We start from the raw sequence: 16125 nt of genomic DNA on the forward strand, positions 1-16125 counted from the left end.
TTATCTTCCCATTATGCTTTCTAATTCAGCCTCATAAGCCCTATTTCGATCTTTAAGAGCTCTCGCCGCTGCTGAGCACAATAAACCTGAACATGAAGTGATAAGCTCTTCTAAATCAAAATCACAATTAACAGTTAAACTTATGATTGCAAAATTTACAGTTGCACTATATCCAATATTCATTTCACCTTTATTTTCAAAGCTAATACTAATACGCTTGACCTTAATACCTATTTTCTCAAGAGTAGGTGTCCCGCTGAATGTTAATACACCAGCATTTCCGCTTAAGGTAGCCGTTCCACTCTAATCAACAGTAAGCTTAAAACTTCCTTTTTCAGCCATTATTTTTGTTGTTAAACCTTTGTCTTTCGAATATGACGCTTCAATTAATTTAGCAACCGTAATTTTTACTTCAGCTCTAGTTATGCTCATATTAAAAACTCCTTTTAAGCCACTATTTTTGTTTAGTGTTTATGATTTCATCTTTAATGATGTTAATGGTTAGGTAAAAAATCAACCTTAATGTGGATGAAGCTTTCTAATTTTACCCTATCGAAATAGCAAAACAATTATCAACTAGTATGTAATTATCGAAACATGCCACTCTTTTTTGAAGTACTAAGCCTAATTCAATGTTAGCCCAGGGCAACAGCATGAGTGTGTGTTTTTTGAACACCATAAATAATTTCAATACTCAATAACGTCCAATCACTCATGAAGTGATAACGTATTGAACAAATATAGCTCTAAAAGCATACTTAATCAGTATTAAAAACGTTCACGATCTTACCCTGCCCCAGCAACAGCAACAGGGCAATAGAAGCTTTGGTCAGTCTATTTCTCACACACAAGATTTGAAAAATATTATTGTTGGCGCCTGTATTAAAATTGATGCAGCTAACAGAATTATATAGCCATATTTGGCTTGTTATTAACATCTAACCTATACAAAACTGTACGCTAATCGCTAATGCACATCATTTATGATTATTGAAAAATCATGGTTTAATCGTCATTATCTCAACTAACACTTCAAGCATATAAACAAGCTCAAGCGAAAATGCCCGAGTATATGACCCTAACATTTAATACCACTTCTATTTCTAAGGTTAATCTCATGAACAAAGTAATATTAACGTCTTTATTAGTAACATTTACAGCAGCTTGTGGTAGTGGTGATAAACCAGTGAAAATAGTGAGTGAGTGGATTGATAATCCAGAGGGATTATCAATCCACTAAATGGTGTGGTGATTCAGTAGAAAGAAGATTAACACCTAGCTGCATGAACGCTGTTGATGCAGAAGCAAAAAATAAAAATGGCATCCATGATGGAGAACACAATGAATACTGGCACTATTCCTATTAAATAATTATGAGTAAAAGGTTCAAACCCATGTTTTTTTATTAACCAACCATATCCCCATGCCTAAAAAAGCTTCAACAGCTTAAAGCGTTTAGGCACACAATATATTAATTTGGGTCCTAAAATGCTGTTTGCATCGCAATGCGTGGTATTAATTCACAATGAATTAGACATGAGACTATAGTCATCAGCAGCTTTAACCAGACTTTACCCTATTGATTAGAGAGCACTTGCATACTGCACTCAAGTTTTTAGTTATTCACTTCAGTAAAAACAAGTTTGCATAAGGAGGCCCTTTTATATGGAATATCTAGAACACTATAGTGATGAAGCACGGATCCAACTGAGTTTCTTTTCTTTTATGACCATAGCACTTTGGATTTTTTTTGGTGTTGCCTAGGGTCTGTTGATCTTTGCTGGTTAAATTTTTTCGAGTTAAAAACGTGTTAATCGAGGCGAATGGATTGATGCCTAGTCATTCAAGCCACTCTTTATTCGCAAGGATGAATTCAACAAAGAGAAAAACCTTTTTAGCCAGACATTTCGAACAGCATTTGTTGACTATTTTTACGGCGTTATCGACTTCTTATGTAGAATAACGATACCTCAAAGTCTCTGCCTTGCAGTTATTTAGGTTAGTAATGGCCTACAATTCGCTGTAAAAATAACCTTGAAAGATCAACAGACTCTAAATACTTGCCAGCGTTTCAATTGCGCTTAAGGGTAATTCACGGGCCTGCTCGCGAAGAAAATCCATGCCAGATAAAAAGCCTGAAAACATTTTAAGCGCAATAAACTGACCCTCAACCGTAGTGATATAATTATCGCCCTGCTTATTCAGTGCTCCAGCTGAAATTAAAAAACTCATTTCTAACGGGAATGCGTGCCACAAAGACTTGCCCGTGTAGGCTTTACATTGTTGATTATTCAGCAAGCCAAGGCCCATCATCATCATTAAATAATGCTGTGAAAGTGCCTTGGTTTTTAATGGTTTGGTATAACAAGTGCCGCTATGTCCTGCTTTGATACGGTGAATATAATTTGGAATATCAAAACTGGAAATTCTAAATTGCTCGCCAAAACGACCAAATGCGCCAGAGCCGACACCGAAGCAGTCTTCGCCATCTAATACATATTTATGTTCAACTGGCTGACCAAAGTTACGGCTAAAGGTCCACGGGAACTCCATCACATAATGCTCCGCCAAAGCTTCTTTAACTGCCAAAAATTGAGGCCATAACGCGTTAGGTTCGCCAGCAAGGCAACCAGCTTTTTTACGGTTTTTACCAATGCCAAGGGTTAATGGATAGGTGGTGATTTGATCAGGATGTAACCGGATGGCTTGTGCTAAATCAATAGCAACTGCTTCAGGTGTTTGAATCTTAAACCCATACATCATATCAATGTTGACTGTAGGTATGATTTCGATAGCACGACTGACATACTCAGCTTGTTGTAAACTACTGCCAAACTTTTCAAAGCGGCCAACCGCTTTTAAAATCTTATCGTCAAAGCTTTGTATTCCAATAGACATACGGTCGACCAAACCTTTGAGTAAATGCGGATTACCGTCTTTAAAATAAATAGGATCGCTTTCACAAGTGACTTCACGTACTGATGTTAATGACTTAATCAACTCTATTGTTTTGATCAGCTCATCTTCTAAAATAGTGGTAGTACCACCGCCAATATACACTCGATTAAAACGGAATCCTTTGGCAAGCACTTGGCGAATTTCTTGTCTCAGCGCGGTAAAGTATTCTCGGGCTACTGGTTCATTAAATTTAATTTTATGAAACGAGCAATAACGGCACAAGGTATGACAAAAAGGAATGTGGATATAAAGCGTTTCAATCGGTTTATCTGGCACAATCAGCTGTTGTAATTCATCAAGTGCTACAGCATCTTGCAGATTTAACGAATGCCTTATTGTTTGATTCATAACCCAGTCAAGGCTGTTTGTGGCGATGTTTAACTTTGAGGACGTTAAGAATGTGTTCATGAGTTGGCCCTAGTCTGAGATACTGCCAATGGCATGTCGACGTAAATATGCTATTTAACCGCGATTATTTGCATGATATTAAAAAATCTATATTTGCTTGTATAACCGCACCTACACCTTTACCTATACAATACGAGCCTTCTTATTGTTAAAATTTGATGTTGATCACATATTGAACCTCAAAGGTTTAACGGGGGCAGTGTGCTTAATTGATGATATCGATTTATCCGAGCCAGACATCATCACTGAAGAGTGAGTGATTAATATTGAAGGGGTATCTAATGTTAGGTTATATTTATAGTAGGCTTATCTAGAACCAACTAGTAATAAGCCACATATTATCACCTTGATTACTTTAGTGATTACAGATTTTATCGGCTGCAGTGGTAATACCGCCATTACTCGGAATAAACTTACCTTTGCCTTCTAAAAACGTAATCAGCATCTCAGCGTCCATTTCTTCTGCAGAGCAAGTATGATATCGAGTCTCTGCGCCAAAGGTAGTTTCCATCATCATTTTAAGCTCTTGCTTCGTTAACGCAGAGCCGTGGGTTAACATCATCTGCATAACTTGATGGCCGTGAACGGATTCAGACATAGTATCTCCAATTGAAAAGTGTCATTTATTTGTACTTTATAACGTATTTTTTAGTCATAAATACGGATCTCACACACAAGATTTGAAAATACCTTTCTTGATGCCTGTCTTAACATAGATGCTGTTAATACCCAGTTTATCGGCATAAAAATACTGATAGAACCCAAAAGCAATAAGCAATTAGTTATTAACAAAGCTTTGTTGATAGATTATCAATTCACTTAGTTGTCGGCGTTCTAGTGTTCAAGTCAAACCTAGCAACATCAGCTGTTTATTCACAGCCATCGTTATGCGTGGCTTCAGCCTTTTTTGAGTTTGTTTCAATATCAACAACGGCGTTATGAATGGCTTGAAAGATAAGCCTATCAGCCTCAACAGTGTCATTATCAGGGACATCCCACGCCATAATTTCGCGATACCGCTCTACAACTTGACGAATATCTTCGGTTATCTGGTCATGGTAGCGTTCAATTTCTATATTTTGTACAGCAGACATAGCAATACTCCTTGGGCATAACACGTTAAAATACAGACTCTTGAACGGGAACGATTAATATTTCACAACGACTATGATGTTGAACATAATGTGGTACGGAGCCCAATAACTTGTTGATGCCTTGTTTCTTTTTAGCGCCAAAAATGGCTAAATCAACATGTTGCGCTTCCAAGAAAGACGTAATGCTATAATTGACCTCACCACAAATCACTTTTGCCTCAAGAGTAAAATCGATATCTAGATCGTTCACAAAAGCTTTCATCTGAGACTGAGCAGCCTTAATAGCCTGTTTATTTTGATTTTCAATGATATTGAGATCTACAACGTTATTGCCTGCTGGATCGCCATATAATGTGTAAGGGATAACTTCTTCAACAACATTGAGCAATGTTAACGAAGCTTGGTAGTAGTGAGCCAATTCTATCGCTCGTTTACATGCATGCTTTGAATACAAGGAGAAATCCACTGCAACCACAATATTTTTATAGGGTTGTAATTGTTCTGCTGCCTTTTCAAACTCTTGTTTTTCACGTAACCAATCCCAAGCGTCTTGTAGATTTTCCCGGTTAAAATAGCGCACTTCACTGGATAATAAGAAAGGCTTTGCGATAACAGCCATCCAATGTTCCCACGACTTATCGCCAACTATCGCAATCCGATCACAATCACCAAGATATTTCAGACCAAAGTTAACATCAGCTTTGACGCCATTTAAGTCCCAACCAAAGAAATTATCAAGTTCGAAAAGTAATGAGACTTTTCCTAAATGATTAATTTGTTGTTCAAGTTGAGGCAAAAATGTCTGATAATCTTCAGCCGTTAACTTTCCTGATGCTCTAATCGCAATGGTATTACCATCAAATACGGGGATAAATTGCAACATGGAATGTTCCTTCTCTTGGTGAATATGTCTCATCCTGAGTGATGTAAAACATACTGCTCAATAACTTTATCTTAAAGCGTTTTACTCGTTCACTTATTGATCAATGACATCATTTCAGAATTCAATTGTTTTGTTTAATATTTACTGAGATGGCTCAACCATTACCATTATTTATTCGAAGCTAACTTTATTCCAATGCGATAATACTCAAGTTATGTCATCCACTTTAGGTCCCTAAGACTATAGCCTGTAGTATCGAGGTCGATATAAATATTATATTGGCGTGAAAGGAATGCTAATGAATATCTCAGGCTTGGCATCAGCATCGCCAATTACTCAAAAATAAGCAACATACACAAGTTAGATCCAAGCCTAATATTGATCCACAGGCATCGCCAAACGCGCAGATTGCTCAATCACATACGGTATCGATTTCAGCTGAAGGGCAACAAAAATTATCTACTGAACTCGGCGCCACGATGCACAATAATGCCACCCGCGCTGAAACCGAAAAAAGTGAACAAGCCGATATGCACAGCGAAAGCGAAAAAAAGATTGATGAACTAAAAGCACAAATAAAAGAATTACAACAACAGCGTCGAGAACTCGCTGGTGATAATTCACAACAAGCTCAAGACCAGCTTAATATGATAGATAATCAAATGATAATGCTCAATACACAGCTAATTGCCTTACTTAACACTCAAAAAGAAGCCGCTACGCCCTACTCTTGATAACCTATTAATATTGTAGACAGCTTCATTATTGCGTTAGGCGAGTACACCACTGAAAAAGCTCTGTATCCCATTTGATCATGATATAAAATAAGCTTTAGTGAATGGCTAAACTAGCTGATGAGGAAAAGTAACGACTCAGTAAAAGCTCAAATGAACCCGAGTGGATTAATCAGGTTACAGCCAAGCTTAAAACTGTGATAATAGCCATTATACTTGGCTGTAACTGATTGATTATTCGACTACGTTATGCGCTTTATGCTTAATTTACTCCTAAATAGGATTTACCAATGCGCGCTTTTGTAGTTCGAGCCAGAGCGGCTCCCGTTGATAGTCAGCAGTTTTTGGCGGGCATTGGCGAATCGGCTCACACTGAAATTTTAGCTCACACCTTAATGAACACTATCTTTGTTGCCCAATCTCATCGCGACGATGTAGTGGTGTATTTAGTGTTAGAAAGCACCCTCGACTTTTCTCGTACTATCTGTTTTCGCTCAAGTGAGTTAGGCCATATTGGTGGCTTTCACGAGCAAAACCTGACTAATAAAATAGCTAAGGCATTAACCGTATCTAAGGGCATGACTAAAGAGCAATTGCGTGAGGTTGAGCCGGGTATTACAGTGCGCACAGTGAGTTTTGAAAAGTTAATCCAAGAACTAGCCGAAGATTATCAATTGTATATGCTAGAGAAAAAAGGTACACCCGTGCGAGACGTCGAGTTTGCGCATAATCCTTGTTTTCTGCTCACCGATCATATTCCTATGCCTAAAAAGAGCTTTAACAGCTTAAAGCGTCTTGGTACCCAACATATTAATTTGGGGCCTAAAATGTTGTTTGCATCACAATGCGTGGTGTTGATCCACAATGAATTAGATATGCGTTTGTAATGGTGGAGACCTGCGGTATTTAACAGATATATGCCTGGGCTGGGCAGCTCATGTTATAGCGCTTTTTTCACACAAACAGTAAAGCTTGGTTTGCTTGTTAAATCATCGACTCGCTTAGCATCAATACAAATGTAGGATGGTGTTAGTTAATCACTTAAGCGACTGACTTTATCGTGTTAATAAGTTAGTAAGTTAATAAGTTAATAAGTTAATAAGTTAACTATTTAAGCAAATTAGGAGAAAATCAACTTGAACCAATTAACAGAGCAGCTTATAGATTGCCCTTACTGTGGCGAAACTATTGAAATATTGATTGATTCATCCGATATGGGCGAACAGTACATCGAAGATTGCCAAGTATGCTGCAAACCAATCAATTTTTTAGTGTCTGAAAGTGTTAATGGCGAGCTTAATGTGAATGTTTACAGTGAAGATGAAGCATTTTAAGCAATCTAAAACTGGCTTTCGCACTTTAATAACGCAGTAAAATCTCGTCATGTAAAATGAAGTTGCTGTGTAAGTCAGTAGATTGCTCAACAATAATTATTAGTATTAAAAATAGTCGAAATGGATAGCTTATTAATATCACATTATTACCAAACCTCAGTATCAGTTAAGTAGGCTTAGTCTGGCAAAATGCTCTTATTTTCCAATGTGAGTTTTGCTAATGTGAGTTATTGCATATTCTCATGCATTGCGATCACCTAATACTATCTAAGCCGATCACCTAATACCATCCATCGCGATCACTCAATACCATCGATGCCGATCACTTTTCGGTCAAAATGGTATTGAGTGATCGGCTTGAATGGTATCGTTCAATTTGTACACTTTTTTGTCTAGCCAGTAGGTGTTTTTAATCGTTATTCTTTTCATTTTTGATGATGAGAATGACCATGCCAACGGCACCTATTTCAATGCGTAAACTTAAAGAGATTTTAAGACTAAAATACGGCTGTAAACTCAGTCATCGTCAGATAGCAAAAAGCTTATCTGTTTCACCTTCAATCGTCTCTAAATATGCCTCTAAATCAGCAGAGCTAGACATCACTTGCTGGCCGCTCGATGAAAAGTGGGATGATCACTCCCTGCAACATGCATTCTTCAAAACAAAGCCGAGATTAAAAGGCTTTACGATCCCTGACTGGTCATTAGTTCAACAAGAACTACGACCGAAAACCATGACCTTGTTATTGCTTTGGGAGGAATACAAAGAGCGACATGCGGAAGGATTTTACAGTTATACCCACTTCTGCCGCCAGTACAAGGCATGGCTTAAATGCCAAAAACCCTCAATGCGACAAAACCATAAGGCAGGAGAAAAACTGTTTGTGGACTATTGTGGCCCAACCATGAATATTGTTGATGGAAGTACAGGCGAATGCCGTACTGCACAGGTGTTTGTCGCGGTCATGGGTGCCTCAAATTATACTTATGCCGAAGCGACTTACAGTCAGAAACTTGAAGATTGGGTAATGAGTCACGCCCGTTTTTTTGAGTTTCTTGGCGGCGTTCCTGAGCTGATAATTCCTGACAACCTTAAAAGTGCCGTCACCAAACCCTGTCGTTATGAGCCAGATTTAAATCCAACCTATCAACAACTAGCCACACATTACGATACGGTCATTGTGCCCGCTAGACCCTATAAACCAAAGGATAAAGCTAAGGCTGAAGTGGGTGTGCAAATTGTTGAACGTTGGATAATGGCACGTCTTCGCAATGAAACCTTCTTTAGCTTGCGTCAATTAAACTTAAAAATACAAGAATTACTGGTCGATTTAAATCAGAGGAAAATGAAAAAGCATCCTGGCTCAAGGCTCAGTCAGTTTGACGCAATCGACAGACCAGCACTCAAACCACTGCCCACACAGCCTTACTGCTATACCTTAGTAAAACAGGTGAGCGTGCATATTGATTATCATGTAGAAATTGAAAAGCACTACTACTCAGTGCCACATACCTTGATTAAACAAAAGCTTGAAGCCCATGCTTCAGGGCAATTGGTGACACTCTACCATCAAGGCATACAAGTGGCTGTTCACCCTAGATCGCACCGAGAAGGTGCGCATACAACACTTGAGCTACACATGCCTATCGCTCATCAAAAGCAACAGCAATGGACACCGCAGCGATTTGAAAAGTGGGCAAGTAAATTCGGCGCATCAACTGAGCAATTTGTCATGCAACTGATGCAAGCTAAAAAGCACCCAGAGCAAAGCTACCGTGCTTTGTATGGGGTTGTTAAGCCTAGGCAAGAAGTTTACTGACCACCGGCTTGAAGCGGCCTGTCATCGCGCCTTAGCCACAGGTGTCACGCGAGTAAAACAAGTAAAGAACATATTAGAAAAAGGCTTGGATAAACAACCATTACCACAAGCCCAAGGTGATTTACTACAAGAAATTGACCATAAAAATATCCGTGGCAACGACTATTACCATTAATCCAGAGCTCAATAAAATGAAGAAAATCCCATGCAAAATATCAATCAACAAGTCAATAACCAGTTAAGTAACTTAAAGCTAAGCGGTATACGTGATGCGCTATTGCTGCAATACGAGCAACCCAACCTGTACGTTGAACAAAGCTTCGAAGAGCGGTTAAGTTTATTACTTGAGCATGAAATAACGCAGCGTGACCAGCGTAAAATTGATCGCCTAACGAGCCAGGCAAAATTCAGAGTTGGCGGCACACTTGGCCAACTAAACTATGGTGCAGCAAGACAGCTTGATAAAGCGCAGATCCGCTCATTAGCACAAGGTGAATGGCTTCGCCTTCACCAAAATATCTTGATCACCGGTGCAACGGGTTGCGGTAAAACGTATTTAGCTTGCGCTCTTGGTCAAAACCATTGCCAACAAGGGAGTAGCGTTTATTATTTTAGACTCAAAGAGCTGTTAGAAAAAATGTTCTTAGCGCAAGCGGATGGTAGTTATCGCAAACTAATCAATAAACTAAGTAATGCGAGTTTACTGATTTTAGATGATTGGGGATTAGAGCCATTAACAGCGCAACAACGTAGCGATTTACTAGAATTAATTGATGCGAGATACGATACAAAATCGACCTTAATAGCGAGTCAATTACCGATAGCCAATTGGTATGAAATGATAGGAGAATCGACACATGCCGATGCGATTTTAGATCGGCTTGTTCACGGGGCAATAAAGTTAGAATTAAAAGGTGAATCGATGCAAAAAAAACTAAATTCCTTGACTGAAGCCGATCACTCAAGCTAGATTTTACTGAGGTCTACTGGCGAACAAAAAAGTGATCTGCATGAATGGTATTGACCGATCGGCATCATGGTATTACGCACTAGACAGAGTAAACAGTCACGAACAAGTGCCGAGCGAGAAAAAGAGCCGTGGTTACTGGCAACATCGCTATGCAGTAGCAGAAATGCAGCTAAAAGAGTCGTTAAAATTTATGCCACGAGGATGCAAATAGAAGAGAGCTTTAGGGATGTCAAAACGGGTTTGAAAATGAATGATAGTGGCTCAAGGATTACGCATAAGCTCAGCGTATTGTTACTCATCGCCTGCTTATCTCAATTTATGTTATACCTGTTAGGGTTGGCAGTTAAAGCGGCTGATAAACATAGACAATACCAAGCGAATTCAATCAAGCACTGTAATGTTTTATCAAATCAATTTATAGGATTAAGGGCCTATAAAGATAAGTCTTTGAGGCTACTGAAGTCTCACTGGTTAGCAGGAATTAAGATGCTACAATCGTTAATCAAGGATCCACAAGCATGCTATTAAATTCGTGGGGATCCCTCAGAATCAGCCCCCGCCCTGTACCTATACTTTTAATCATGTATATTACCGTTATTAATAGTCTAGGGGCTGTTGATCTTTGTTTGAATTTTGTGCGAAGAAGGTAATCTCGTATAATTCACTTCGCCAAAAACAAATACAACGAGATTACCATGCCCCGATTAATGCTCACTGATGAGATGTGGTCGAAGCTAAAAGCTATTCTGCTTGATGATAGAGTTTATAACAAGCAAGAGCATCGATTTACGATGGAAGGGATCCTTTACCGATTGCGTGTCGGCTGCCCTTGGCGAGATTTACCTGAATATTTTGGCTTATGGAATACCATTTACCGTCGTTTTTTACTGTGGTCAAGAAAAGGTATTTTACTCAGGCTGTTCAAAACATTATCGACTAATAGTGATACTGAATGGGAATTTATTGATGGAAGTTATGTAAAAGCCCATCAACACAGTTCAGGTGCATCATCTGATGAAAATCAAGCAATTGGGCTAAGTCGTGGTGGTAATACAAGCAAAATCCATCTCGCGGTAGATAGCTATGGTTTACCGATAGAATTCATTGTTACAGGTGGAGAAGTTCATGATAGTAAAGCAGCTAATGCCCTTATTGAACTGTTGCCACAAAGTCATTTTATTATTGCAGACAAAGGCTACGACAGTGAAGCGATTAGAGATAAAGTGCGTGAATGTGGTTCCAAGCCAGTGATCCCTAGAAGACAAAATTCGAAGCAAGGAAATGGAGATATCGATTGGTGTTTATACAAATATCGGCATTTAGTTGAAAATGCTTTTGCTCGGCTTAAGCATTTTAGAGCGATAGCGACCCGCTATGATAAATTGAAAATTAATTTTGAAAGCCTGCTGGCTCTAGCTTGCTCTATAATTTGGCTGCCAATGTGAAAGATCAACAGCCCCTAATGCTTTCACAATAAAACAAGTATTCCCTGAATACAATTAACATCACATATAATGCAATAAAATATAAAGCAATCATAAGTGATGGTTTTGTGACTCTAATTTTTAAACTAAAAAATAAAATAAACATTATAAAGTACTACACAGTTACACGTCGACTACGCCTTATTTAACTACTACTAAAGCACTAAATAAAATTGTTTTCTATGAAAACAATAAAAGACTCTTGAAACAGAGCTAAGTACGCAGTATATTATTCGAAATTTCTTAAGGAAGAGATGCTTTTTACATTAAAAGTAACTATGTTATTTAAGTTATCATCAAGGCGAATGAATAAATATTTCATTTTATTCTTAAATCTCCCAACACAATTTATAGACTAAGGTGAATATAATGTTCAAAAAAAATATTATTACAATTGCGCTGTTAACGCTTTCCTCATTTACAGCTAATGCAGCAGATATGAAAACAAAAATAGAAATAAAAAAAGCAGAAGAGAGCATACAAGAAGCAAAAGTAAAACTAGTCAGTGCATGTGGTAATAAAGAGGTTAAATTCAATATTGATTGGACAAATTACGACAGTTACGATTATAAAAAACTGAGACGCTCACAGGAACAAATTGTACGTTTCAGTGGTGCATTAATAGTCAAACTTGTAGAGAACCTTACCGAAATATGTTCTCAAGGTGAATATGCAGAAATGTATAAAAGTGAGCTTGCTAAGATATCGCAAATAAACATATCTGGTCATAAAGATCAGGAATTAAGAGATGCTTCATTCAAACTTGAAAATGAAGGCGGAACCCTTTTAATGGAACTAAATGCATCTTCTGCTTATGATTCAAAATTTGAAAAACTACTTAAAGCACTTTGGTAAATATTAGACTGTTATGAACTTATTCATTTTAAGGAATAAAATGAAAACTTTTTTAGTAACTACATTGCTTTGTTTTAGTTTCTCTACCAATGCTCACTGCTATAGTGATACGGTGAATGAGCAAGAAATACAGATACTCGTAAAACAAGGAAGTTTTCAGGAAGCTATTGATATTTTACCTGAAATATCACCTTCAAAACGTTCTCTAGAATGGAGAATTTTAGCTAAAAAATCATTCGCCAATTTAATTGAACAAAATATGGCCAGCGGAAATTTTCACGGTAATATTGAACATGGTTCAGTTATAAAATCTAGGTATCCATTTCTACTTAAAGATACTAAAATCATGAGTAGCATATTTAAGAGTGGATTGTTCATTAATCCGAACTGTAACACTCGCTTTGATAATGAATGCATGTCCATGCTAGGTTACGCTTTAGCCTTTAACAATGATGGTCCTAAAGTGGCTGCGGGGCTGGTAGAAAATAACAGAAATCAGATGGCTGGTGAACCCTTAGAATTAATTCAACTTTATGAAATGGCGGCAAAAACTAAACTAAATGAAATTTGTTCTGATGAGAAGTTACAAAATGCAGTTAGCTTAGCTGCATCAAAAAATGACAAAGTTTACCAAAACTTTGCTTTTAGCATAGTAACTAAATCTTGTGATAAGTTTATGTTTAAATCTCTTGAAGATAATCTACATCGTGATGACACTATTCAAAAATTAATGTGCAAGCCAATGAGCGTATCCAAGCAACTAGGTAAAATTAGTCTTATGGTATGTAAAGACAAAGGTTTAATTTAATGTTATCTAATTTCCTATGAAAAATTAAAAGAGAATTTATGCTTCCATCTTCATATGAAATATTTATCTCTTCTTTTGACAAGATTTTAGAGAGAATAAAACAAAAAGAGAATATAGAACCGCCAAAAATCGTTTTAAATGATAAATTTGGACACTGCTATATTGGATTCCTAACTCACTTAGACTTAGATAATAGAGTTTTAGTTTTATATTCAAAAGAAGATGTTATAACATACATTCAGATCGAAAACATAGCATCAATTGGTTTGTTAAATGCAAAAACAAAATTGCATTTATTAGAAATAAATAACAAAAAAGTTAATGCTTTTGATTCAAAATTAGAACCAGCTATTTCATTAGATGAAAAATCAGAGATGATTGAAGAAGCCATTAAAAAAAATCTCGGTATAAAAATTAAATTTATCCCACCAAATATAGAAATGTATGACAGTGTTGTGATAGACAATGTATTATCGTTAATAGATAGCACTTTCGATTCATTAATGGAGATAGCTGATGATGAATTTGGTAAAAACTTAGTCTCAAAAGTTGATGCGATTGAGTTTGTTAATGTTGATAATAACTTTCTTTCTTTAACTAAAACAAATAACCGAATAACATTAAAGTATTGTTTGTCAAAAAGCCTCCCAAATGACTACAACTCTTTAATAAAAAACAAGCTAGAAAAAACTTTGTAATTTCGTAATAAAACCTACTATTAATATGGAGATTTAAAATGGGTTTAGCAGAAAGACGTGCGACAAAAGAATTTCAAGACAATCGCTTAGAATCTTTGAAAGAGAAAATATTCAAAGATGCAGGTTTTAAGTTTGAAATTGAAGTTAACTGGTCTACTTTAGAAGTGGATCGTTTCAGTCACTTATATGATGAGTGCTGGCCAAAAGTTTACTTCCAACCTCTTGCAAAAGCATTTAAGGAAATGTGTTCTGAAGATTTTGCAAGAGAAGTAATACAAGAGTCGTTAAAGAAAGTAGTTATTCAGAATTATAGTGATAATCACAGAAGTGATAAATTTGCTGAATTCAAAAGTGGAACGCTAACATTAAATCACTCTCCAATTACGAATGTAGATCAAGTAGATGATCGAGCATTTAATATTCAACATGTTGTTGAAAAAGAACTCTAGTTTAAATTAGCTCTTAAAAAATAAATTTTAAGAATCTAAGATTTAAGTTATTACATAGAAGCTGATTATACTTTTTAACCAGCTTCTAAAATAAATTCCCTCTATAAATCCTGACTCTTCTACACAAATCTGAAGCAAAATGAACTTTGTGACAAATCGATGATCAGATCTGGTAACTCAATCAATTTGCAGATTAATAATGTCTATTTTCAACGCAGAGCAATGGTCATACAATCACTTTAAAAACGGTTCATTTGGTGACTCACGTCGCACTGACCGTGTCATCGAAGTTGCTGCCGACATGGCGCGTTGTAGCGGTAAGTCAATCGCTTTATCATGTCGAGGTAATGAAGCTAAAGTTGAAGGGGCTTATCGATTGATCCGTAATGACAACATTTCTCCAGAAGTGATTAGAGCTTCTGGTTTTCAACATACTGCAGAGCTTGCCCAGCCCTATGCTGAGATATTAGCCATTGATGACACCACTGCGTTGAGTTACAAACACCAAGTAGCACAAGAGCTTGGCAAACTTGGGACGACGACAGATAAATCACGTGGTTGGTGGGTTCATTCAACCCTGCTATTAGACAGCTTCACGACTCAGACTATCGGGCTTATTCATCAAGAATACTGGCTTCGTCCTAATAACCCTGAAGATGCTGACGAAAAAGAAAGTGGTAAGTGGTCAGAAGCGTCCTATTTCTGCCGTCAACGCTTGGGAGACATCATGTCACGGGTCATTTCAGTGTGTGACAGAGAAGCAGATATATTGAGTTATATTCAAGATAAGCAGAAGCATAATGAACGTTTCGTTGTTCGAGCGAAACATTCAAGAGCACTGGTTGAGACAGGACCTAAGTTATTTGAACACCTTGAGTCACAAGCAGAACTGGGTGAATACACTATAGATATCGCCCAGAAAGGGACAAAAAATAGTAAAGGGAAGCCTGTAAACCGCGTAGCCAGAAAAGCCAAGCTAACAATTAAAGTGGCACAGGTTACCTTCAAAGCAAAAGGTGAAACTCAGCCTGTCAATGTGGTGTACGCTCAAGAAAAAACATCAAAAAACGTGACCGAGCCGTTGCGCTGGGTGTTATTAACAACAGAGCCAATCGATACGTTAATTCAAGCACTTCATATTATTGATATTTACACCGCAAGATGGCGAATTGAAGATTTTCATAAAGCATGGAAAACGGGTGCAGGAGCTGAGCGCCAAAGAATGACAGAGCCTAAGAATTTAGAAAGAGCGGTTTCAATCTTAGCGTTTATCGGCGTCCGTTTACTGCAACTCAGAGAAGCCATCACCCTCCCTTATTATTTACGTAAAAAAGGGCTGCTTGAGGAGGCCAAAGCAGTGGAGGCTCAACGCTGTGACACGGTGCTCGAAGAAGATGAATGGAAGGTGCTAATGCGGTTTAATAAGCCTAGAGGGCATAAAGATAAAGGAGCGCCGAGTCTGAAGTGGGCGTATCAATCAATCGCAAAGCTGGGTGGTTTCACCGATACCAAACGAACAGGGATCGCAAGCTGGACGGCGGTTTGGGAAGGTTGGAGTACATTACAGTCTCATGTTGTAGGCTACCGAGTCGCGAAAGAAATGATTGCTGATGGCGAGAGCTTATGAGAT

At 37.6% G+C, this 16125-nt stretch carries 17 protein-coding genes and 3 pseudogenes; 14 read left to right on the forward strand and 6 right to left on the reverse strand.

The window, feature by feature from the left end; genetic code table 11:
• Both EGC82_RS21375 and EGC82_RS21735 read right to left on the reverse strand, forming a co-directional pair.
• Complete coding sequence (locus tag EGC82_RS21375; protein WP_208646900.1) at positions 1-183, reverse strand: hypothetical protein; 183 nt, start codon at positions 181-183, stop codon at positions 1-3.
• A 120-nt stretch (positions 184-303) separates the two neighbouring features.
• Positions 304-432 (reverse strand): hypothetical protein, encoded by a 129-nt coding sequence (locus EGC82_RS21735; RefSeq protein WP_279629999.1) that lies wholly within the window; start codon positions 430-432, stop codon positions 304-306.
• Between the two features lie 685 nt (positions 433-1117).
• Between EGC82_RS21735 and EGC82_RS21740 the strand changes: the two genes are divergently transcribed.
• Both EGC82_RS21740 and EGC82_RS12770 read left to right on the forward strand, forming a co-directional pair.
• Entirely contained in the window at positions 1118-1240 is a 123-nt protein-coding gene (locus EGC82_RS21740; RefSeq protein WP_279630000.1) for a hypothetical protein, read from the forward strand.
• Between the two features lie 159 nt (positions 1241-1399).
• Positions 1400-1548 (forward strand): annotated as a pseudogene (locus EGC82_RS12770) (tRNA (pseudouridine(54)-N(1))-methyltransferase TrmY); the annotation flags it as partial.
• A gap of 504 nt (positions 1549-2052) precedes the next feature.
• On the opposite strand, the gene EGC82_RS12775 reads toward EGC82_RS12770, so the two are convergent.
• From EGC82_RS12775 to EGC82_RS12790, 4 genes are all read right to left on the reverse strand, one after another.
• Positions 2053-3306: a coproporphyrinogen III oxidase family protein gene (locus EGC82_RS12775; protein WP_244212465.1), complete on the reverse strand. Its 1254-nt coding sequence runs from the start codon at positions 3304-3306 to the stop codon at positions 2053-2055.
• Between the two features lie 415 nt (positions 3307-3721).
• Positions 3722-3964 (reverse strand): YecH family metal-binding protein, encoded by a 243-nt coding sequence (locus EGC82_RS12780; protein WP_124731105.1) that lies wholly within the window; start codon positions 3962-3964, stop codon positions 3722-3724.
• 271 nt (positions 3965-4235) lie between these two features.
• Positions 4236-4460, reverse strand: coding sequence for a hypothetical protein (locus tag EGC82_RS12785; protein ID WP_124731106.1), 225 nt, complete (start codon positions 4458-4460; stop codon positions 4236-4238).
• Positions 4461-4485: 25 nt separating this feature from the next.
• A complete protein-coding gene (locus EGC82_RS12790; RefSeq protein WP_124731107.1) occupies positions 4486-5343 on the reverse strand; it encodes an STAS/SEC14 domain-containing protein in 858 nt (285 codons plus the stop codon).
• Between the two features lie 479 nt (positions 5344-5822).
• Here EGC82_RS12790 and EGC82_RS12795 point away from each other — a divergent pair, with 479 nt between their 5' ends.
• The 12 genes and pseudogenes from EGC82_RS12795 (at position 5823) to EGC82_RS12850 (ending at position 16122) form a co-directional block, all read left to right on the forward strand.
• A complete protein-coding gene (locus EGC82_RS12795) occupies positions 5823-6077 on the forward strand; it encodes a hypothetical protein (RefSeq protein ID WP_124731108.1) in 255 nt (84 codons plus the stop codon).
• Between the two features lie 290 nt (positions 6078-6367).
• Positions 6368-6964 carry a tRNA (pseudouridine(54)-N(1))-methyltransferase TrmY gene (gene trmY, locus EGC82_RS12800; RefSeq protein WP_124731109.1) on the forward strand — a complete coding sequence of 199 codons (597 nt, stop codon included), beginning with the start codon at positions 6368-6370 and terminating at the stop codon, positions 6962-6964.
• Positions 6965-7213: 249 nt separating this feature from the next.
• Positions 7214-7411: a CPXCG motif-containing cysteine-rich protein gene (locus tag EGC82_RS12805; RefSeq protein ID WP_124731110.1), complete on the forward strand. Its 198-nt coding sequence runs from the start codon at positions 7214-7216 to the stop codon at positions 7409-7411.
• Between the two features lie 449 nt (positions 7412-7860).
• Positions 7861-9406: pseudogene (gene istA, locus EGC82_RS12810) on the forward strand (IS21 family transposase).
• A 30-nt stretch (positions 9407-9436) separates the two neighbouring features.
• Positions 9437-10201 carry an IS21-like element ISShfr5 family helper ATPase IstB gene (istB, locus tag EGC82_RS12815; RefSeq protein WP_124731111.1) on the forward strand — a complete coding sequence of 255 codons (765 nt, stop codon included), beginning with the start codon at positions 9437-9439 and terminating at the stop codon, positions 10199-10201.
• A gap of 75 nt (positions 10202-10276) precedes the next feature.
• Positions 10277-10729: pseudogene (locus EGC82_RS12820) on the forward strand (transposase); the annotation flags it as partial.
• Between the two features lie 167 nt (positions 10730-10896).
• Positions 10897-11646, forward strand: a complete 750-nt coding sequence (locus tag EGC82_RS12825; protein WP_124011573.1) for an IS5 family transposase — start codon at positions 10897-10899, stop codon at positions 11644-11646.
• A gap of 408 nt (positions 11647-12054) precedes the next feature.
• Positions 12055-12540, forward strand: coding sequence for a hypothetical protein (locus EGC82_RS12830; RefSeq protein WP_124731112.1), 486 nt, complete (start codon positions 12055-12057; stop codon positions 12538-12540).
• A gap of 40 nt (positions 12541-12580) precedes the next feature.
• Positions 12581-13348, forward strand: coding sequence for a hypothetical protein (locus EGC82_RS12835; protein WP_124731113.1), 768 nt, complete (start codon positions 12581-12583; stop codon positions 13346-13348).
• A 38-nt stretch (positions 13349-13386) separates the two neighbouring features.
• Positions 13387-14046, forward strand: a complete 660-nt coding sequence (locus EGC82_RS12840; RefSeq protein WP_124731114.1) for a hypothetical protein — start codon at positions 13387-13389, stop codon at positions 14044-14046.
• 38 nt (positions 14047-14084) lie between these two features.
• Complete coding sequence (locus tag EGC82_RS12845) at positions 14085-14495, forward strand: hypothetical protein (RefSeq protein ID WP_124731115.1); 411 nt, start codon at positions 14085-14087, stop codon at positions 14493-14495.
• A 199-nt stretch (positions 14496-14694) separates the two neighbouring features.
• Complete coding sequence (locus tag EGC82_RS12850; protein ID WP_124731116.1) at positions 14695-16122, forward strand: IS4 family transposase; 1428 nt, start codon at positions 14695-14697, stop codon at positions 16120-16122.
• The last annotated feature ends 3 nt before the right edge of the window (positions 16123-16125 follow it).

The organism is Shewanella livingstonensis (assembly GCF_003855395.1).
In the GTDB taxonomy this organism is placed as follows: Bacteria; Pseudomonadota; Gammaproteobacteria; order Enterobacterales; family Shewanellaceae; genus Shewanella; species Shewanella livingstonensis.